16 protein-coding genes are annotated in these 20,362 nt (G+C 65.4%); 13 read left to right on the top strand and 3 right to left on the bottom strand.

Translation table 11 applies throughout. From position 1 onward, the window contains the following. Positions 1–107: 107 nt before the first annotated feature. From H6718_33960 to H6718_33930, 7 genes are all read left to right on the top strand, one after another. The gene (locus H6718_33960; protein MCB9590466.1) at positions 108–1,022 is read left to right on the top strand and encodes a sugar kinase; all 915 of its coding nucleotides are present in this window, start codon (positions 108–110) and stop codon (positions 1,020–1,022) included. A gap of 141 nt (positions 1,023–1,163) precedes the next feature. Continuing rightward, positions 1,164–2,240: a hypothetical protein gene (locus H6718_33955; protein ID MCB9590465.1), complete on the top strand. Its 1,077-nt coding sequence runs from the start codon at positions 1,164–1,166 to the stop codon at positions 2,238–2,240. A 226-nt stretch (positions 2,241–2,466) separates the two neighbouring features. Then, positions 2,467–2,901, top strand: a complete 435-nt coding sequence (locus H6718_33950; GenBank protein MCB9590464.1) for a hemerythrin domain-containing protein — start codon at positions 2,467–2,469, stop codon at positions 2,899–2,901. Positions 2,902–3,141: 240 nt separating this feature from the next. Continuing rightward, positions 3,142–4,788, top strand: a complete 1,647-nt coding sequence (locus H6718_33945) for a B12-binding domain-containing radical SAM protein (GenBank protein ID MCB9590463.1) — start codon at positions 3,142–3,144, stop codon at positions 4,786–4,788. Positions 4,789–4,879: 91 nt separating this feature from the next. Next, on the top strand, positions 4,880–5,449 hold the full coding sequence (locus H6718_33940; GenBank protein MCB9590462.1) for a hypothetical protein: 570 nt from the start codon (positions 4,880–4,882) through the stop codon (positions 5,447–5,449). After that, positions 5,449–6,186, top strand: a complete 738-nt coding sequence (locus H6718_33935) for a hypothetical protein (GenBank protein ID MCB9590461.1) — start codon at positions 5,449–5,451, stop codon at positions 6,184–6,186. Before H6718_33940 ends, H6718_33935 begins: the two co-directional genes overlap by 1 nt. Positions 6,187–6,248: 62 nt before the next feature. Then, positions 6,249–7,469, top strand: a complete 1,221-nt coding sequence (locus H6718_33930; protein MCB9590460.1) for a GAF domain-containing protein — start codon at positions 6,249–6,251, stop codon at positions 7,467–7,469. 79 nt (positions 7,470–7,548) lie between these two features. Here H6718_33930 and H6718_33925 read toward each other — a convergent pair whose 3' ends face one another. Continuing rightward, positions 7,549–8,235, bottom strand: coding sequence for a hypothetical protein (locus H6718_33925; GenBank protein ID MCB9590459.1), 687 nt, complete (start codon positions 8,233–8,235; stop codon positions 7,549–7,551). 109 nt (positions 8,236–8,344) lie between these two features. Between H6718_33925 and H6718_33920 the strand changes: the two genes are divergently transcribed. Continuing rightward, positions 8,345–8,953, top strand: coding sequence for a TetR/AcrR family transcriptional regulator (locus H6718_33920; GenBank protein MCB9590458.1), 609 nt, complete (start codon positions 8,345–8,347; stop codon positions 8,951–8,953). Then, on the top strand, positions 8,950–11,499 hold the full coding sequence (locus H6718_33915; GenBank protein ID MCB9590457.1) for a hypothetical protein: 2,550 nt from the start codon (positions 8,950–8,952) through the stop codon (positions 11,497–11,499). Before H6718_33920 ends, H6718_33915 begins: the two co-directional genes overlap by 4 nt. Before the next feature lie 89 nt (positions 11,500–11,588). On the opposite strand, the gene H6718_33910 is transcribed toward H6718_33915, so the two are convergent. Then, positions 11,589–12,059, bottom strand: a complete 471-nt coding sequence (locus tag H6718_33910) for a hypothetical protein (protein ID MCB9590456.1) — start codon at positions 12,057–12,059, stop codon at positions 11,589–11,591. Positions 12,060–12,183: 124 nt separating this feature from the next. On the opposite strand from H6718_33910, the gene H6718_33905 reads away from it, so the two are divergent. Both H6718_33905 and H6718_33900 read left to right on the top strand, forming a co-directional pair. Continuing rightward, a complete protein-coding gene (locus tag H6718_33905; protein MCB9590455.1) occupies positions 12,184–12,849 on the top strand; it encodes a DUF4291 domain-containing protein in 666 nt (221 codons plus the stop codon). 550 nt (positions 12,850–13,399) lie between these two features. Next, positions 13,400–17,680, top strand: a complete 4,281-nt coding sequence (locus tag H6718_33900) for a hypothetical protein (protein ID MCB9590454.1) — start codon at positions 13,400–13,402, stop codon at positions 17,678–17,680. Between the two features lie 340 nt (positions 17,681–18,020). Here the strand turns inward: H6718_33900 and H6718_33895 are convergent, their stop codons facing one another. Next, positions 18,021–18,299 (bottom strand): hypothetical protein, encoded by a 279-nt coding sequence (locus tag H6718_33895; protein ID MCB9590453.1) that lies wholly within the window; start codon positions 18,297–18,299, stop codon positions 18,021–18,023. Positions 18,300–18,598: 299 nt separating this feature from the next. Here H6718_33895 and H6718_33890 point away from each other — a divergent pair, with 299 nt between their 5' ends. Continuing rightward, complete coding sequence (locus H6718_33890) at positions 18,599–19,000, top strand: aspartate 1-decarboxylase (protein MCB9590452.1); 402 nt, start codon at positions 18,599–18,601, stop codon at positions 18,998–19,000. 197 nt (positions 19,001–19,197) lie between these two features. After that, positions 19,198–20,337 carry a hypothetical protein gene (locus H6718_33885; protein ID MCB9590451.1) on the top strand — a complete coding sequence of 380 codons (1,140 nt, stop codon included), beginning with the start codon at positions 19,198–19,200 and terminating at the stop codon, positions 20,335–20,337. Positions 20,338–20,362 lie beyond the last annotated feature (25 nt).

Here is a 20,362-nt window from a genome sequence, read left to right as displayed (position 1 = left end):
CGCGCGGGACCGCGAATGACTTTGCGGTTCGGCCACGGGCGCCGATCTGCCCCTGAGCAGCGCACCTCACCCCCAAACCCGAGAGAAGACGAAGCATGACCCGAGATATCCAGAGCTCCGACCCCGTTTTGTTGGTCGGTTCGATGGCCTTTGACGACCTGAACTTGCCCACTGGCGACTTCAAGGACGTGGTTGGGGGCTCCGCCACCTACGCCGCGATGGCGGTGACCCTGTTCGCCCCGGCACAGATCGTTGCCGTCGTCGGCGACGATTTCCCCGAGGCAACGCTTGAGGAGCTGCGCGAGCGCGGCGTGGACACCAGCGGCGTGGAGCGCGCGAAGGGCAAGACCTTCCGCTGGGTCGGCAAGTACGCCGCCAACCTGGCGAGCCGTGAGACCCTGGACACGCAGCTCAATGTATTTGCGGATTTCCGTCCGAAGCTCCCGGAGAGCTACACGAACACGCCCTTCGTCTTCCTCGGCAACATCCACCCAGAGCTCCAGCTCGAGGTGTTGAGCCAGGCGAAGAGCCCCAAGTTCGTCGCCGCGGATACCATGAACTTCTGGATCTCTGGCGAACGCAAGAGCCTGGAGAAGGTGCTCGCAAAGGTGGACGCACTCACCATCAACGATGAGGAGCTCCGCCAGCTCGCAGAGGAGCACAATATCCGCAAGGCAGCGGCCAAGGTGCTCAAGATGGGCCCGAAGACCTTGGTGGTGAAGCGCGGCGAATACGGCGCGATGCTCTTCGACTCCGCCGGCGTCTTCTTTGCGCCCGCCTTCCCCCTCGAGGACGAAGTGGATCCCACCGGTGCCGGCGACTCTTTCGCTGGTGCGCTATTTGGCTTTCTCGCCCGGGAGAAGCGCGTGGATGCCCGCACGCTGCGCCTGGGGCTGCTCACCGCCGCCAGCGTGGCTTCCTTCAACGTTGAAGGAGTTGGCAACGCCGCCCTCGGGAAGCTCACCCGTGAGCGCCTCGCCGAGCGCCTGGCTGAGCTGACGCAGTTGGTGCGGGTCGAGTAGCAGACAGGACGTCATGCATCTGCGGACGCCAAACGGCTGTTTGGCGTCCGTTTTGTTTTTCAGCCGTGTTACGCTCTCGCGCCGACGGTGCTTCGAGAAACTGCGACGCACGGGATACGGCCTTCGAGGGAGCTTAGAGCGATGTTGGGACGCGTAGCTTGGGTGATGAGTGTTGCGGTGGCGCTAGGCCTGTGCGCGGGCGCCTGTGGCGGCAGCGATGACAGCTCCGGCAGCGGTGGCAACGGAGGCAGCGGGGGCACCGCCGGAACGGGCGCGACTGGCGGCTCTGGCGGCGGCGTCTCGGATCACCCTTGCCAGCCCAAGGAAGCCGGCTGCTACGCAGCGGGCACGTCCGGCCCTGGCGCGGCGTGCATGGCTCGCCGAGACAACTCAGCGCAAGACGTGCTGCAGCTGCGGGTGACCCAGCTCGAGCTCAAGGAGCCGGCAGCGCTGCGTCAGCCGTTCCTGCAGAACTCAGTGATCACTCCGAAGATCACACCCAACTCGCCGGAGTGTTTCCAGTTCGGAGACGCCCAGTTCAACATCCTGTTCTCCTACGACACCACGACCATGAAGGTGACTCAGGGCGCCGGAGAGCCCCAGGCGCTGATCGGAGCGCTGAACGATGGCACCTGCTACGCGCAGTTCACCGACGGACCTTCTGGTGCGGAAATCAAGCCAGTCGAGACGGACTTCACGATCGACGGCAACACGTACACCGCGGTGTTCCCCGATATCGCGGTCCCGATCTACCTCGAGGACTCGAAGGACAACTACGCGCTCCTGCCACTGCATGAGCTCGAGGTCACGGCGACGCTGAGCGACGACAAGAGCTGCGTCGGCCGCTACGTCCCGGAGAACCTGGACGAGACTCAGGGCTGCTCCGCCAAGGAAGGCGCGTTCGCCTACGAAAACGCGGGCACCTACAAGGGCTACGTGACCGTCGAAGAGGCGGACACCGTGGACATCACGAGTCTCGGGTACTCCCTCTGCGTCCTCTTGAGCGGCAACGTGAAGCGTTGGCAGAACAAGCCCGCTGGCGCGACCATCGGCCGTTGCGACGGCAGCCAGGGCTTCATGGAAGAGAACGGCTTCCCCAAGGGCAACTGGTGCTCGAGCACCAACTCGGCCGCCACAGATACCTGCTTCGACGCTTGGCTGATCGAGAGCAGCTTCGCCGCAGCGGGCGCGACCATCAACGGCGTCTGCGGCGGCTGACGGCGAGCCACATCGGGCAGCAGCTGATTCACGAGGGAGGTGCTCGAACCGGAGCACCTCGTTTCAAGAGCTTCCGCGCCGGGGATCCCTGGGCATTCCTGGCTTTTTTTGGGGGGGAGGCGGCACCGCACCGGGGACGCGCCGCGATTGCGTAGCCACGTGACAATTGGCGGCTCCGGGCGCGCAAGCTCGATCCAAGCCGCGCCTCCGATCGTAAGCTGAGACGATGAGTGAGGAACCGGTTTCGGAGTCGCAGCGCTTCCGCCGCCAGCACCGAGAGCTAATGCGTCTCGCTGGTGAGCTGTTGAGCTACTGCGAGCCGACCCGGGTCCGAGAGCAGGCCGCGGAGGTACGCACGGCGTTGGTTCGCTTCACCGGCAAGCTCCGTATCCACGCGGCAATGGAAAACGACGCGGTCTATCCGCGACTGATGAACCACTCACGAGAAGACGTGCGAAAGAAGGCCCAGAGCCTGTTCGCCGAGGTGGGCGACCTGTACAAGCGCTTCGACCGCTACTCCAAGCAGTGGCACGACCTCGAGCGCTTGAAGAGCGAGCCACACCGATTCCTCGAGGAAACCCAAGAGATGCTACGCGCGCTCGGCATGCGCATGATGCGCGAGGACGCAGAGCTGTACCCGCTGGTCGACGAAGTCGGCTGAACGCCACCCTCCAGATCTCCTCACGGGAAAGTGTGCCGCAAGCGCGGGGCACTCAGCTCTAGAGAGCATGGGTCAGACGACCCTCGAGGGCTGCCGCGCGCCAGCTAACCCTCGAATAATACGCATGAAATTTCCGCTGTAAGGGAGATCACAAAACCCTCGTTACACTGGCTCGTCTAAGGGCTGTTCGCTCGGCAGCCCGAGCCGGTTCGCGAGTCATCGCACCAGAGGGGAGATCGGATGAGTTCGATCGCGTTGGTTGGTCCTGAGATCGAAGAGAACTTGAGCCTGCGCTACCTCGCCGCGGTGCTGGCGGAGGCAGGCCACGAGTCGGACATCGTGCCCTTCAATCAAGACGGGGACTTTGGCGCCGCTCTCGAACACATCCTTGCGACTCAGCCGGATCTGGTCGGGATCTCCCTGGCGTTCCAGTGGCGAGCGAGCGATTTCCTCGCGCTGGCGGTCGCGCTCCGAGAGCGCGGCTACACGGGACACATCACGGTGGGCGGGCACTTCGCTACGTTCACGGCGCTCGAGCTGCTCGCAGATTTTCCCGAGCTCGACTCCGTGGTTCGCCAGGAGGCCGAAGGCACCTTGCTCGACTTGGTCGAGCGCCTGGCAGAAGGCGCTGACTACCTGGATCTGGCGGGACTCGCCGTGCGCGGAGAGGACGGAGCGCCGCGAAAGAACGCGGATCCTCGCCTCCCCGACTTGGCCAAGTTGCCGCGCCCGGACCGCCGAGGAGAGCCGGCGAGCTGTTTCGGTCATGGGATTGCGCCCTTGGTTTCCAGTCGGGGCTGCTACGCCAACTGCTCGTTCTGTTGCATTGCCGCGTGGCACGAGCAGAGCCTCCCGGGCAAGCGCTACCGCGTGCGAGATCCCGAAGAGGTAGCCAAGGAGATGGTCGCCCTCCAGCGCGACCGCGGCATCGATATCTTCGTGTTCCACGACGACAACTTCTTCGTCCCAGGACACAAGAAGAACCGTGAGCGCTTCACGGCGCTGGCCGACGCCCTGGAGCGCCACGGCATCGGCCCCTTCGCGACCGTGGTCAAGGCGCGCCCCACGGACTGCGATCCCGAGGTGTTTCGCATCCTGAAGCAGCGGCTGAACTGTATCCGTGTGTACATCGGCATCGAGACGGACACCGACCAAGGGCTCGACACCCTTCAGCGTTGGAGCTCCACCAAGCTGAACAAAAAGGCCATCGAGCTGGTGCGCGAGCTGGATCTGTACACCTGCTTCAACATGCTGATCTTCGATCCGGACACGGACCTAGAGAGCCTCGACGCCAACACTCGGTTCATCCGCTGGGCGGGTGAGTTTCCCTCGAACTTCGGGCGAGTCGAGCTGTATGCGGGCACTCCCTTGCTCTCGCGCATGTTGCAGGAAGGGCGCTGTCGCGGCGACTACATGCAGTGGGACTACTCCCTGGCGAGCCCCGAGGTCGAGCGAGTCTTCAACCTCAGCATGCAGTGCTTTCACGCACGGAACTTCGGAGACGGCGCGCTAGCCAATCGCATCATGGCCACGCGCTTCGACGTCGAGGTTTGCCAACACTTCCACCCCGATCGGTTCCGCGAGGAATGGATGCAACGGGGTAAGGATCTCAGCCGTCGCCTCGCCAGCGATACGGCAGATGGCCTGGAGGAGATCCTGCAGCACGTTCGCAGCCAGCCGCAGAGCGAAGATGCGGAGCTGGTCGCGCGGCTCACGCCAGGTCTCAGGCAGACGGAAGAGCAGGTCTTCGAGGCCGCTCGTCAGCTCGCCAGTGAGTTGCTCAGCGCCGTCGGTCAGGGGCGCCCGCTCACCGTGCTGGGAGATCGCGTCGCGACGCCCCTGCAGAATCAGCGCGGCCCGAGCTTCGTGGAGGCGAACCTTGTCTGAGCCCAAGCATCCGAAACAGCTGATGCCCGAGGTGCTCCCGGCGCCTCGGCCGAACCGTCCGGGCAGTCCCCGGGCGCGCACGGTAGGACAAATGCAGCGCCTCCTCGCCCTTGCTGCAACGGGCGCCAGCGTCAGCGCGTGCGCCAAGACCCCACCGAAGACCGACGCCGGCGCCATCGAGGTTCCCGCGCAGCCTCCCGCGAGCGGTGACACCAAGGGCGAAGGCGACCCGGACATGCCGCCGCGGAGCGATCCCTCTGCCAAGGAACCCATCCCGCCGCCGGAGCCGCCCACTGGTTACGCGGTGGTCGATCCGATGCCGCCACCGGCACGCTGCATGGGCCTCGCAGGCACCATCTCCGTCGGTATCACGTGGAAGGGCAGGCTGATGACGGTGACCCTCGGCAAGCCCAAACAGAGCGGCGCGAAGTACGAAGCGAGCGAGCCACCAAGCGTTTCCGCGGGGCAATTAAAGAAGCACACGATCAAGCCGGACTCCGTGACCCTCGAGATAGACGTGCCACCCGGCACCCGCATGGTGTTCGCCAGCGTCGCCGTGAGCTGCCCGGCAGGAAACCAACACGTGTCCCTGGAAATCGGCTCCCCGAGCGGCCCCGTCGCCCCGGGCTCCACGCGCGTCAACGCCACGGACAGCTGGTAATGGAAAACAATCCCAAGAAGCGTCGGCGCCTGGCCCTCATGCCCGAGGTGCTGCCCGCCCCTCCCCCGCCCGGCAGGCTCAACCCGCGAGAGCGCACCCTGAGATCGCTCGGGCGACTCGCCGCCGCAGCGGCGGCTGCAGCGAGCCTCAACGCTTGCAAGGAGACGGGCTGTGGCAGCAGCGGGGGCTACGCGGTCGTCGACCCGATGCCGCCCCCAGCGAAGTGCGAAGGGCTAGTCGCTACGATTAGCGCGTTCACCGGCTGGGATCCGTCGGGAAACATCACGCTGCGGCTCTCCAAGCCCACCATGGCGGGCGCGATGTATCAGCTCCCCGCAACGAGCGACGCCGGCGCTGATGCTCGAGCGCCGGCGCCCAGCACCAGCGCAGCGCCTAACGCCAGCACGGCGCCTAACGCCAGCACCGCGCCTAACGCCAGCACAGCGCCCAGCAGCAGCGCTGTCCCTGCCCCAGACGCCGGGCCCGACGCCGCCCCGGCAGTGGGTCCCGTAGCCAGCGCGATCCGGGTTCAACACGGCACGCTCCTGGGTGTCACCCAAAGCGGCGGTGGGCTGGTGCTGCAAATCAAGCCAGACACCGCGGCGACCTACGTCGCAGTCGAGCTGCCTGCGACCTGCCCGGCTGGGGATCAGAGGGTGCTTGCAGAGATCCGCATCAAGCCCGGCATGCCCAAGCCGACCCTCAGCGTCGCGCTCTACGACCAGACCAACTACTGATCCACCAGCATACGCGCGGCGGCGTTTCCCCGACGGAGTTCGAGGTGTACCCTTGAGCCCAAATGGAACCGGGGGCTGGGTTCTTCGGGCAGACGCGCATGCGTCTGGCCCGTTTGACCGCAGAGGGAGAAGGCGGGCTCAGGCGAGCCCTACTTCAAGCTTGCGCGACGAGTTCGCGTGCGATCAACGTCGAGCGCGTTGCAGCGTGGTTCTTCAACCACGACCGGTCGCAGCTGATCTGCGGCTGTCAGTTCGAGGGTTCCGGGGAACGGGAGAGCTCGGGCGCGATCATCGATCTCACCAAGCTGCCGAACTACACCGCCGCGCTGGAGTCTCACCGGGTGATCCTCGCGAATGACGCCCGCACCGACCCCGACACCAGCGAGCTGACCCAGCAATACTTGATTCCCCACGGTATCACTTCGATGCTGGATGCTCCCATCTTTCGTTTCGGTGAGGTCGTAGGCGTGGTCTGCCATGAGCACGTGGGCGAAGCTCGCACTTGGACGACTGCAGAGCGAGACTTTGCCGCCTCGGTAGCGGACGTGCTGGCCGTGCTGCTCGAGCAAGCGTCGCGCGTCGAAGCCGAGCTCACGCTGCGCGAGCAACGGGAACGCCTCGCGGCCCTCGAGCGAATGGAGGCGCTCGGCAAGCTCAGCGCCGGCGTGGCCCACGACTTCAACAACGTGCTTAGCGCGATCATGCTCGGCCTGGATGACCTGGGGCGCTTCGCAGGTGCTGGGGAGGCACCGGAGATCCTCTCAGAGCTGAGAGACGTCGCGTTGCAAGGCAAACGCATCTCCGACCAACTGATGACGTTCGCCCGCTCGGGTCCCCACGCGCCGCAGGTCATCGATCTGGGCCAGGCGCTGCGAGACATGACCAAGCCCCTGAACGCTTTGTTGCGTGGGACTCACCGCCTCGACGTTGCCGTCCATCAAGACGACATGCGGGTGAGCGCCGACCCTGCCCAGCTCGACCAGGTCGTGATGAACCTGGTCGTCAACGCGCGGGACGCGATGCCCGATGGTGGCACCGTCAGCGTAGCGCTAGACGGCACCACCACCGTGGTGGAGCTGACGGTGCGGGACACCGGCAGCGGGATTCAACCGGAGCTCGTCGAGCGCATCTTCGAGCCGTTCTTCACCACGAAAGGCCACGGAAACGGCCTCGGGTTGTCCACGGTGCACAGCATCGTGCAGCAAAACGGTGGAGACATCGCCGTCGAGACCGGCAGCCAAGGCACCACCTTCACGATCCGTCTGCCGCGGGTCAACGACTGAGCGGCGCTCCTCCCCCCAAAAAGAAAAGCCGCACGCCGGATAACGGCACTCGACCTGACGCCGATGCGGCTCTCTGGCATCACTGGGGCGAGCACTGAGTGATCACGCACGAGTCGACTACGCCAGCCTCGTAGGCGGTGGTGCTTGCGATTTGAATCGAGTTCGCCATGTGCTCCGTGCAGTTGTCCAAGCCACGGATCACGGCTTCGTCTTCGGTCGCGCCCCAGTTCCCACCATCAGCGGCCCTGGCCTCACAGCTACCCGGCGCATCGCATACGTAGTAGTTCCCCGAGGCAAAGCAGAAGTAGCCGTTTTCCCCGAAGTCGTTGCGACAGGCGTCCCACTCGTCGGGGCAGGCGCTCATCGTGCAGTAGATATCCTGGCAGTCCGCCGCGGCGCCACACTCGCCCATCGCATTGAACAGCTGCCGCCCGTGTTCAGTTGCGCTCGCGATGCAGCCATCGACGCACGCCAGATCCCCACAGGCTTTCGCGCACTCAACGGTCGGTGCGCACCCCGGCGTACCAACCCCGCTGCTACTGCTGCCACCACTGCCGGAGCCAGCGTTTGAGCTGCCTCCGCTGCCAGAGCCGGCATTCGCGCTGCCACCGCTAGCGGCAGAGCCAGCGCCGCCTGCTGCGCCCTGTCCGCTCCCGCCGGAACCGCTAGCGCCACCGGTTCCGCTGTCATCCGCTGCCTCCGTCACGCAGCCACCGCACACCCCAATCAAGCCAAGAACCGCCGCACACCGCCAAAACCCAGTCATTCTTGCCTCCGAACCCAAGATCCACCTCGCGCCAATTCGCGATAGCAACCCTATTGTGATTAAAGAAAAGCAATTGACAATATAAATCGTCTCGCGAATTATCTTGGGGGTGAGCAAGACCCACAAGAAGTCCTCACGCGCCTACAAGAGTCCGCTGCGCGAGGCGCAAGCGGAGGCGACTCGTGAACGCGTCGTGGAGGCCGCGATTCGACTCATCGCGAAAGACCCAACGACGTTCACGATCCCCGGTGTTGCGAAGAGCGCTGGCGTGTCTCAGCCGACCGTTTACCGCTTGTTCCCTGACAAGGAATCACTGACGGACGCCGCACGTGAAGCCGTACGGAAACGCGCGGGGGTGGACCCTTCACCCAGCATCGGCAGCGAGGATCTCATCAAGCGCCAGATCCACAGCATCCTCCGCATGAGCAAGGAGCCTCCGGAGGTGCTCGGCGCCCTTGGGCCGTTGAACTCCGCGCAGCTCAGCGATGCCGGTTTGCAGGAGCGTCACGCCTACATCGCGACGGCGTTGAGAGAAGAGCTAAGAGGCGTACCTACGCTCACCCGCCGCAGGGTGATCCACATCATCAACATGCTCTACTCGTCATCAGGCGCCGGCCTTCTCTGGCGCTATCACCTGATGAACGAGGAGGGCGCGGACTCGTTCGCCTGGCTCTGCCGAGCGCTGATTGAGGCCGCACAGCGGGAGGGAAAGAAATGAGCGCAAACGTCAGCTGGGAACGCCCAGGACCGGGCACTTGGGAGTTCGACGCCAGCCACCAAGCAGAACCTTTCGGGCGCTACACGGACACGCTGATGTGGCGCGCCACAGAGCGAGGCGCCGCAACGGGTTTCCGCGAGGCAGGGCTGCCCCTCGAGACGTTGAGTTGCGCCGTGGTGAACGGCTGGTGGTACATCAAGATCAAGCCCCTTGGCGGCCCGGAAGAGGGAGGTGGCACGCCGCCGGCTTTCGTCTTCTGGCTGTTGTTCAACCTGCACCCAGAACTGCGCCGTCGACGCAAGACCGCGCGCCGCTTCATGTCGGAGCGGCGCTGGGAAGAAACGGCACGGAGTTGGTTCGCGGAACGCCGCGCCCCCTTCGTTCAGCGCATCGCAGCGCTGCAGAGCGCGGACCCGCGCGAGCAGACGGATGAAGCATTGTGCGAACTCTTGGAGCGCACACGCGCGCTATTCGAGGAGCTCGTCGAAGTACACTTCAGGGCGGTGCCGGGGTGTGCCATCCCGATTGGAGACTACCTGGTGCATAGCGAGGCTTGGGGTGGGATCTCTGCAAGCCAAGCGATGCGTGCGCTCGCTGGCTTCACCGACGCCACGACGGAGCCCTTGGCCGCGCTTGATAAGATCGTAGCGGCGCTGCGCAAAGAAGGTCGCATCGGGTGGCTCGCAGACAAGGACGCGGTGAGCACCCTCGAGCGACTGCGCGCCGGCGACAGCGAGAGCGCACGGCTCTTGCGCGCGTACAGTCGTGACTTCGGCGTGAGGATCGCCACGGGTTACTCGGTGCTCTGCCCGACGTTCAACGAAATGCCCCAAATGATGCTAGGCAACCTACGTCGGCGGGCGGAGCACGACAACAGCGCAAACCCGGCGCGCGCACGCGCTGAGCATGCCGCGGCCGAGCTCGAGCAACGGATCCCCGCGGAACATCGCAGCGCTTGGCGCGAAATGCTGGGGTCCGCGCGACGCGCTGGCGACCTGCGTGACGATGACGGCGGTCTATCCATGGCAGTACTGGGCATTGCCCGGGGACTCGTCCTGGAAGCCGGCGAACGCCTGGTGAAACAAGGACGCGCCAGCGAAGCTGAAAGTGCGTGCGACTTGACCACAGAAGAACTGGTCGGTGCGCTGCGCGGCGAGGGGCCCTCCAAGCAGGTGATCGACGGGCACACAGCGAACCGCAGACGCTGGGCTGTGCTCACCCCACCAAACCACCTCGGCCCAGCGCCAGAACCACCCCCCATCGCATCCTTCCCCGCGGATGTACGTCGCGTGGTCGCGGCGATGTTTGCCTTCGTCAGCCGCTTCGGCGCCGATGCCGACCCGATCCCGGAGCAGGGCGCCTTGTGCGGCCATGGGGTGAGCCCCGGCGTCGTGCGCGGTCGCGCACGCTTGGTGCTCAGCACCGCGGACTTCGAGCGCTTCACCCCTGGGGACATTCTCGTGGCGCGCGCCACCACGCCGACGTTCAACACGCTGCTCGCAAACGCCTCTGCAATCGTGACCCAAACCGGCGGCCTCATTTCTCACGCGGCAATCGTCGCGCGCGAGTTCGGCATTCCGGGGGTAGTGGGAGTGCAGGACGCACTAGAGATCCCTGACGGCGCCTTCATCGAGGTGGATGGCGACAGCGGACGCATCGTCGTGCTCGGAGACGTGGCTCCCGACTCAGTCGCACCAGGTGCTCCGGCGCAAGACGTGCCCGAGGTCGTCGTGCCCGACCCCGAACCCGGGGCCGAGCCACAGGTCGTTCCCCTGGAGCTCGCGGAGGACGCCACACGCTGGGGAGGCAAAGCCGCGAACTCCGCACGCTTGATGCGCGCCGGCATCTTGGTTCCGCGCGGTGTGGCACTAGACTACACCGCAGCCTGGTCGATAGCTCGCGGCGACGACGCATCCCTCGCGGCAAACTGCCTGCGCAGCCTCAGCGCCCCGTACGCAGTGCGATCGAGCGCCAACGTGGAGGACTCCGCTGGTGCGAGCTTCGCTGGGCAGTTCGTGACCAAGCTCGGCGTCGGCGCCGAGGCGCTCTCCGGCGCGATCCGCGAGGTGTTCGAGTCCGCGCATGCCCCGGGCGTCCTCGCCTATCGACAACGCCTCGGGCTCGAATCCCCGGTACGCATGAGCGTTATCATTCAGGAGTTGGTGCCCGCGAGAGCCGCTGGCGTGTTGTTCTTCGAGCGCGGAAAGACCGTAGTCGAGTCAGCCTATGGCTTGGGGGAGTCAGTAGTCAGCGGAGACATCACGCCAGATCGCTTCATCCTGGATCCCGACGGCAACGTGCTTGAGTCTGAGATTGGCTCCAAGGCCAGGATGCTGGCATTCGCCAACCAAGAACTCCAAGCGTCAGACGTTGAGTCAGACGACGCAGCCCGCGCTAGCATCGATGAGCGAGAACTGAAGCTACTGGTGGCCCTTGGCGCACGGGTCAGCGCGCTCTTCGGCGGACCTCAAGACATCGAGTGGGCCTTCTCACACGATGGTCAGCTGTTCTGTCTCCAGGCGCGACCAGTGACCCGCCAGGTGTGAGCTATCGGTCGTCGCCTCACAGCGGTGGAGCGCTCGTGTGCACCCTCCGCGTTTGGCCCGGCAAAGCCTTCGCACTACGGAGGAGCATCTCACCCCACCTTCGCGCGCCGGGCCTTGTCGAGCCCCAGCTCGATTGCGCTGATCAGACCGGGACGCTTCACGAGGCGGATACGCCCGACTCCGGCCAGGCTGAGCGCGGCGTCCGCCACGCTGATCCCCATGGCAACGAGCTTCGATCCTGTAAGCACCCAGCAACCGCGCACCTGATTACGATGCGCAATCACCCACTGGGTCAAGTGGCTGCGGGCCTGGCTATCGTAGCCGGTCATCAACTCGCAATCCATGAACGCCCTGGTGTGCCGTGCGTCCCCGAAAGCTGGATCGTAGGCGTCGGTGAGTTGCCTTGCGAGCGCTGTCTCGAGACACCCGGCCACCCGAATTACGGAGACGCCCGGGGCCGGGACGAAGAGCTCGACCGCCCCACGCTCCGAGCGCGCCGACAGCGATTCGCTCCGCAACGCGCGGGCGGGAAGCGTTCCCCATACCGGCTCGAAACTCACGTCGCGCAGTCTAGCGCAAGCCAAGTGAAACTCCGAGTGCAGCTCCGTGCGAGCGGACTGCGATACCGCACGGCAGGATGCGACCGCGTGTTTCCCCGCTGGAAACTCATGCTAGAAAGGCGGCGTGCCGGAACGCTCCTCCAGCCGACCTCCCGCTGAAGCTCTCTCGCCTCCATTACGGCAGATCCGCGCAGTTTTCGACGCACGGACGGTCCGAGTCTACCAAGCGTTCTCGCCTCACATCGCGGAGCCCGCGCTGGCAACGCAGCGCTTTGTGGCGCCCTTCAAACGCGAGCGCATGACCTGGATCAAGCCGTCCTTCTTGTGGATGATGTACCGCGCCGGCTGGGGCCGTAAGCCGGGTCAGGAGCGCATCCTCGCCATCGACATCCTGCGCAGCGGCTTCGAACAGGCCCTCGGTTGGTCCGCCCTCTCGCACTACGTCCCCGACCTGTACGGAACCCATGAAGCCTGGCAACTGGCGGTGAAGCGCGCTCCCGTGCGGATCCAGTGGGACCCTGAGCGAGGCTTGAGCCATCAGCCCCTTCCCTATCGCAGCCTCCAGTGTGGCCTTCGAGGCCCGGCGGTCGCAGCCTACGTAGACGAGTGGATTCAACGCATCGAAGAAGTCACGCCGGACGCTCAGCGCATCGAAGCGCTAGTCGCTGAGAGCCGAACCCTTGCCGGTGACGCCAAGCGCGAGACGCTAGCAGACATCGACAGCCTTCTCCCCGCGGAACTTCCGTATCCACTACCACCGGAGCTCGCGGCGCGTATCGGAGCGAGTTAGCTCCCTCCCATTAATTTCCGCGCGGCATGTATCCGCCCCGCTCGACGTCGAACAACCGGCGGGGGCTCAAGCCCTGCGGGGGACGGTTTCGAAGCGGCTCACCCTGTGACGAGCTGCTTTCCCCAAGAAAGCCGCGGGTGCTGGAGGGCCACGTAGGCCGACGTCACACCTCCCCCCACCCCGATCCGACAAGGAGGCTTGTCCGTCCCCGCCAAACTGCGTTCCAAGTCCGCCAAGTATGCAAAAACTCAGCGACATTGAGATGTAACGCGTTCTGCTTTTGACCGGGGAGCCGACGGGGGCGTCGGAAAGGGATGCCTGGGTTTTGGTTGGGAATTCCGCTATGTTTCCTCGGTTCGACCAAACGACCGTAAGTCCAGGGAAAGGGCAATGATTCAGCCGGAATGGATATGCTCGGGTCCACAAGGACCGGTGCAACTGAACGGCCGATTGGTGTACCCTTGAAACGTCCTTGACCCACTTTCCTACGCTTCCCTGGGGTTGAGGGAAGCGCCGCGCGCGGCCGGGAGCCGCATGCATTGGAGCCTACATGTCACGCTGGCTGAAGTATTCTTGGTACGCCGCATTGGCTGCGCTCGGCAGCGGCTGCGCAGGGAGCTGCTCGAGCTGTTCCTCGTGCGGCGTCACCCCGCTCGATGGCGGCTTCGAAAACGCGAAGCGCATCGACAACGCCGCCAGCGTGCGGCTCACCGACTCGGGGCTGGACTTCCTCGAGACCAACGTGGGCACGCTCGCAGGCGCCGCGCTCGGAAGCAGCGGTGGAGGTGGAGTCATCACGTTCGACGTCCCAACCAGCACCGTTAACCAAACCGGCGTGAAGGTGGACGTTTGCCCGGACGGCCCGAAGCCTTCCGCCAATCCGAAGGAGTGCGTGTTTGAGTCGGACCTCACGCGTGCAAACCTGAACTTCGCGACTGCGGCACCTCACCACCTAGTCGTCACCGGGACCATCGATGCCCGTCTTGAGCGCTTGCCATTGAAGGTTACAGCGATTGGAATCCCGCTCAACCGCTACGCCGTGCTGAACAACGGCGGCAACTGCAACGGCAACGACTGGGCTACAATTCGCGTAGATGCCCGCATCAGTTTGGAGACCGAAACCGACCCAGCTCATGCCGCTCGGCAGGGCTATACGCGGGTAAAGATCGAGAGTCTCAATATCAATCAGTCGGACCTCGAGGGCGCGATCAAGTTCTGCGGCGGCAGTATCCCGATCGTGGATGACATCATCAACGCGATTATCAACTCGCTCGCTGGCCAGTTCATTGGTCCGCTTGTTGACGGCCTGACCGCTCCGATCGAGGACCAGCTCTGCATGAAGCAGGACGCGGCAGCCGGCGTGAGCTGCCCCACCGGCACCACGGCAGATGGGGACGGAGTCTGCCGCTTCACCAACGGCGATTGTGTGGGCACCGCCCTCGGCCTCGACGGCAACATCGATCTCTCGGGCTTCCTGGCGAGCATTTCCCCAGGGACAGAGGGCGGCCTCGACTTCATGCTGGCCGCCGGTGGTGAAGGCACCCGCGACGACGGTAGCGGCATGCTCTGGGGTGACCTGAACCCCATCGCTGGCGGCGCGACCCTCGGCATGATGGGCGGCGCAGAGCCCCGCCCGATCACCAGCTGCGTTCCGATCGCCTCGCAGAATTTGCCCACGGGAATTCCGATCCCCGATGAGCTGACCGCCAACACCGTGAGCGACTGGACCGGCCCCGGACCGCACCTGGGGATCGGGCTCTCCGAGCGCTTCATCAACTACGCCCTCGGCAGCGCCTACAACTCCGGTGCGCTGTGTCTGGGCATCGGCAGCGACACCCTGGGCAGCCTGCTCACCAGCGACACCTTGGGCCTCTTGGTGCCTTCGCTGAAGGACATCGCGCGCCAGAAGAAGACGGCGCCTCTCGCCATCGTGCTGCGCCCCCAGACGCCACCAAGTGCGGTCGTAGGCAACGGCACGTCCCTCGAGACGGATCCGACCCTGCGCCTGGCAATGAACGAGCTGATCATCGACTTCTACCTGTGGTCGAACGATCGCTACGTACGCGCCTTCAGCGCCCAGTTCGACCTCGACGTGCCGGTCAACCTGGACGTCGACGAGAACAGCGCCCTCGCGCCAGTGCTCCAAGACATCGGCGTGGCGAACCCGACCATGTTCAACGCGCCCTTGGTGCGTGAAGACAAGCAGGCCGCTGCGGAGACGTTGGCCAAGCTGCTCGCCGGTCAGATCGGTGGGGCGCTGGGTGGTGCCATCAACCCCATCAGCTTGAACGACTCACTCGCCAGCTTGGGCCTCGCGCTGCGCATCCCTGCCAGCGTCGAGGGACAGGGCTCGCCAGGTCTACGGAAGCTCTCCAAGGGTAGCGACAACTACCTCGGGATCTTCGCGTCCCTGGAGACGGCGAGCGGCGCCTACGTCAACTTCAGCGAGACGGACGCGCGCTTGCTATCGAAGACGATTGACCCAGCTGGTCTCCGCGTGGATACGGCCACCAAGGACAACCTGCCCGCGTTCGAGCTGCAGGCCAAGAGCAGCCTGGACAGCGGCGAGCAGCCCATCGAGTACCAGTACCGCCTCGACAAGGGCTACTGGCGTCCCTGGCAGAAGAGCAGCACGATCAAGGTGAGCGACGCTGCGCTTCGCATCCAAGGCCGCCACCAGGTCGAGGTTCGCTCTCGCGTCGAAGGCGCGCCGCAGACCGTGGACCGCACACCGCCCACGGTTGAGGTGCTCGTCGACAAGAGCTTGCCGGAGATCACCCTCGGCAAGGAGCCCGTGGACGGCAAGCTCAGCATCGAGGTCTACGACGTCGTCAGCCCCACCCAGGCCCTCGAGGTGCGCTGGGCCCTGGACGACGGCGCCTTCACCGACTGGTCGAACGCCGCAGGGCTCGAGAGCATCGAGGTCGCTGAGGCAGGCAAGCTGACGGTCGAAGTGCGGGACGAGGAAGGCAACGTCGCGAGCCAGAGCCAAGCCCTGGTGCGCGGTCGAGCAGACGCCTCCTTGGCCGATGGCAGTGGCTGCAGCTGCAGCGTGCCTGGCTCCTCCAAGAGCAATCAGGCGCCCCTGGGCTTGCTGGCGGTGGGCGCCATGGCACTCGGCTTCGGTCTGCGTCGTCGCCGCAAGGGCCAGGGCCCAAAAGCGGATGCGGAGGCTGACACATCAGATGCGGTCTCCTCGGACGCTGACTCGTCGGATGCTGAGGACTTCACCCCGAGTGAGCTGACGGCTGCCAAGCGCCGCCGTCGGCTACACCGCCTAGCGCAGATCGGCCTGTTCGCGGTCGCCGCATCGTTCAACGGTTGCTCCTGCAGCGACGCGGACTCGAGCAGCCCCGGCAGCGGCGGGACGGCGGGTACGGGCGGCACCGGCGGTGATGGTGGCGGTCCCCCCACCTGCACCGAATGCGAGACCCTCGCGCCCGGCTTGGTGGGGGCCTACGCTTCGGCGGCGGTCGCCTCCGACGGTACCATCTGGGTGGCGGCGTATGACGACATCGGCCTGGACACCACGATCGACAACGGCACCCCGATGACCAACCCGGTGCTGTTTGGAGACCTTGCCGTAGGGAAATACGTCGACGGCGAGGTTCAGTGGCAAGCGGTGGACGGGCTCCCGGAGTTCGACCCGAACCTGGATCCCGGCACGCCCGGTGGTCCTCCGGATCCCAGGTTCATCGACGTGAACAGCTACCGCGGTGGCCTCACGGACTCGGGCGACGACGTTGGCCTGTGGACCAGCATCCAGGTGGGCGGCGACGGCCTCCCGATGGTCGCGTACTACGACGCCACGAACCGGGCGCTGAAGTTCGCCCGTCGGGACGACACCGGCGCCTGGAGCGCCCACACCGTTCAGCAGGTGACCCAAGGCGATGTCGGACGCTACGCGAAGCTCTTGCTGCGTGACGGCCGTCCAGTCATCGCCTACCTCGCCCTCGAGCCCGCGTCCGCCGGTGGCGGCCTCGTGCAGAGCGTGGTGCGGGTCGCGAGCGCAGGCACGGCGCTACCTCAGGGTAGCGGCGACTGGAGCTTCGCGGATGCGGCCATCTCAGCCGCACCGTGTCGCGCCTACAACTGTGCGAGCGGCGAGGCGTGCCGAGACACCGGTGTCTGCCAGACACCGCTCACCACCTGCGATCCGGCATGCGCCAAGGGCGAGGATTGCTTCGACGACGGCAGTGGAGCGGCTTGCACGCCGATCTTCGACCAGAAGTTCGTCGACACCTTCCCGGAGGGTTCAGGCCTCTACATCTCGGCGGCAGTCACGCCGAGCGGGTTGGGTCTGGTGTATTACGATCGCATCCACGGCAACCTCTACGGCGTGAAGGAAGAGGGCGGCACCTGGGGCACCCCGATGCTGCTCGACGGCGAGGGTCCTGGCCCGGTCGACACCGGTGACACCGGTGTGGGCGCGTCGCTGTTCGTGGATGGCAACGGCGATTGGCACATCACCTACTCCGACGGCATCACCGAGTCCTTCAAGTACATGAAGGTGACTGGTGGCACCACGCCGGAGGCGCCGCAGGTCATCGATGATGGCAGCACGGATGACGGCAAAGCGGTGGTCGGTGACGACTCCAGCGTCTGGACCAACGGCGGCACCATCTACGCTTCCTACCAGGACGCGACGAACGGCCTGCTCAAGCTCGGCACCAACGACGGCAGCGGCTGGCAGGTGAAGACGCTCACCGTCGACGGCTGGGTGAACGGCTTCACCCAAGTGGTCGACGTGAACGGCTCGCCGCAGATCATGGCCCACTGGCGGAAGGCGGATCCGAACAGCGTCGGAAGCGTCGTCTTCGTCACTCCCTGACCAGCGTTCAACAGCCACACGACGCAAAGGCCGAGCCCGTACGGGCTCGGCCTTTCGCTTTCAGGCTTGGTCGCTACGCGTTGATCAACGTCGGGTTCGCCGCCCTAGTTCGCCAGCCCCAGGCAAACCTCCGCCCGTTTCCCCACGGTGTTATCCACGCCCGCTCGCGAACAGATCGACATTGCGCCGCCCGACCGCCCCGCACTTCCTGCGTCCGGTGTCTGCGACGCAAGTGAGTCCCTGCCAGCTCTACCCTCACCCCAAAAAAGAAACGGCCGATTCCATACGGAACCAGCCGTTGTCTCTACGAGAGCGCCACGCTCGGCGTCACCCGGAATGTTCAGGCCGCGGCGATGGCGCCGTCGCTGAGTCCTTCGGCGCCGTGCACATCGCCCGTCGCAGGACCTGACGCCAGCCTGCGTTCTTCCGCGACCAGCTCGAGGAGCTCCTGCTTGGACGCAACGCCGGTCTCCAGCATCACGCGCATGCAACCATCGATGTAGCCGTGGGCACGCGCGAGGCGCGCGTAGGCGACCCCCTCGGCGCGCAGCTGGAACACATCGCGCAACATGTCCCGCAGGTTCTTGAACATTTCGGCCTTGGAAATCCCAGTGGTCATCGCAGCGTCTCCCGAGCGCTTCGAACGAGCCCTCTGTCGCGTCGTCCGAGCTGACTCCCGGTACCTGGCCCTGGCACGTTCGGCCAAATTTGTGGGCGCCGATGATCCTGTGTGGGTGAAACCGAATGCGTGTCTGCCCACCTCCACCCACTCCCAAAGACCGAGGGAATGTGTTGCGATCTTGCTTCCAGGCCGTTGCCAAACCTTGAACGAGGGCCGCCTTGCCTCTACATTCTGCGGCGTCCGGCAGGTGGACCCGCAGTCACGTGGGCCGCCATGACGCGACTCGTGAGGCCAACATGAAGCTCAATGTCTTCAAGTCGAAGATCCATCGCGCAACGGTGACCCACGCAGACCTCGAGTACGAAGGCAGCGTCACCATCGACAAGGACCTTCTGGAGCGCGCGGATATCCTCCCCTACGAGGCAATCCACATCTGGAACGTCACCCGCGGCACACGCCTCGTTACGTACGCCCTGGAAGGGCCCCGAGGTTCTCGCTGCATCTGCGTCAACGGCGCCGCAGCTCATCTAAATGAGCCTGGCGACCTGGTGATCCTGGCGACCTTCGCCGACATGGACCGCGCAGAGGCCCGTGACTACCAGCCCAAGGTCGTGCGCGTCGACCGCGACAACCGCGTGATCGACGACGAGAGCCCGGAGCTACCGGGACCCATCCTCAACTCCATCGCTTGCGCCTGAGCGTCTCTCTGAGGGGCGCGGCCCGGCCATTCGACCCACGCCTCGGACCAAAAGTCCGGGGCGTGTCGCTCTTTGTAGGACTGACACCTACACTTTTTGCTGGGAAAGACTAGCGACGCTCGCGGCGTTCAGATAAGGCCTGGCCGGGTGTTCTCGTTGCTGGGCTGTGGTTTGCCCAGCGAGCCGCTCTCCTAGCCATGACTCTACCCACCGCCAGCAGTGTCCTCGCCGTGCTCTCGGCGCACCCCTCTCGGGAAACCTGGGCTAGCGCCGTGCGCGAAAGCGCCCTCGACGCCTACGCCAAGCGCGAACGTAGCGTGCGACTCGCCGACGCGAGCAAGCTCGAAGGCGACTCCGCGACCCCGTATGGCGACCTGAAGGACCTGCTCGCCCGCGATCCCCAGACGGACACCGAGCGCTGGGCGCTGGGTGCGCTGTGTGCGCTTGCGCTGGTCGGTGACGAGCGCCGCGCGGATACGGCCGACGCGTTGGTGTGGCTGGCATCGAACACCCAGGTCGATGCGCTCTCGATGCTGGAAGAGGCGCTGGGCGAAGACGCCGAGGCGCTCTGGCCACGGCTGGGTCACATCGCGCGTTCCCCTCAAGAGTTCGCCCTCGGCCGCGGTGAGGCACTGACCGCCGCCGCCGCCCTGATGAGCAGCAAGTCCGGCGCCGCCTCCCGAGAGGTGCGCGAGCTGGCGTCTCGCACACAGGATCCGCTGCTCGCCGCAGTGCTGACCCCGAGCAGCGACTCAGGTGAACGCGGGAGCAGCTTGAGCGGCGAACTCACCGCGGCGCCACGCCACGCTTTCTGGACTGCGATTCTTGGCCTCACGGGGATCCTCGCCATCGTCTGGCTGGTGAAGCTGCTCGGTCGCTACGCCCTGGCTTTCAAGCGTCCTGCCGCTGTGCGCCTGACCAATCGAGGCCTCGAGCTCGATCACCGCACGGAAATGCTCGGCCGCGTGCTGCGCGACCGCGAGACACTGGTCCCCATCGACAACGTCGCCAAAGTAACCCGCGAGGTGCGCTACGCCCGGGCTGGGCTCTACGCGGGTCTGTTTGCGCTCGCAATCGGCCTCTACGCTGGGATCAGCTTGTTCGTCGACGGTGCGCGCGTTCCGGGCTCCTCTCCGAGCTTGCTCGGGATGGGCTTCTTGCTGGTGATCGTCGGGCTGGGCGTCGACTTTGGTTTGAGCAGCCTGAGCGACTCAGCGCGCGGCAAGTGCCGCCTGGTGGTCGAGCCGCGCAAGGGCAAGCGCTTGTGCATCGCAACCCTCGATGCGGGTACCGCCGACGCGATGCTGGCTCGCCTCGCCGAGCAGACCAAGCTCTGAGACTCGCTCCCGCAGCAGCGGCGTT

This window comes from Polyangiaceae bacterium, assembly GCA_020633205.1.
Lineage (GTDB): Bacteria > Myxococcota_A > Polyangia > Polyangiales > Polyangiaceae > JAHBVY01.
Note: the sequence above shows the minus strand (reverse complement) of the source record. Positions and strands in the feature narration are given on the sequence as shown.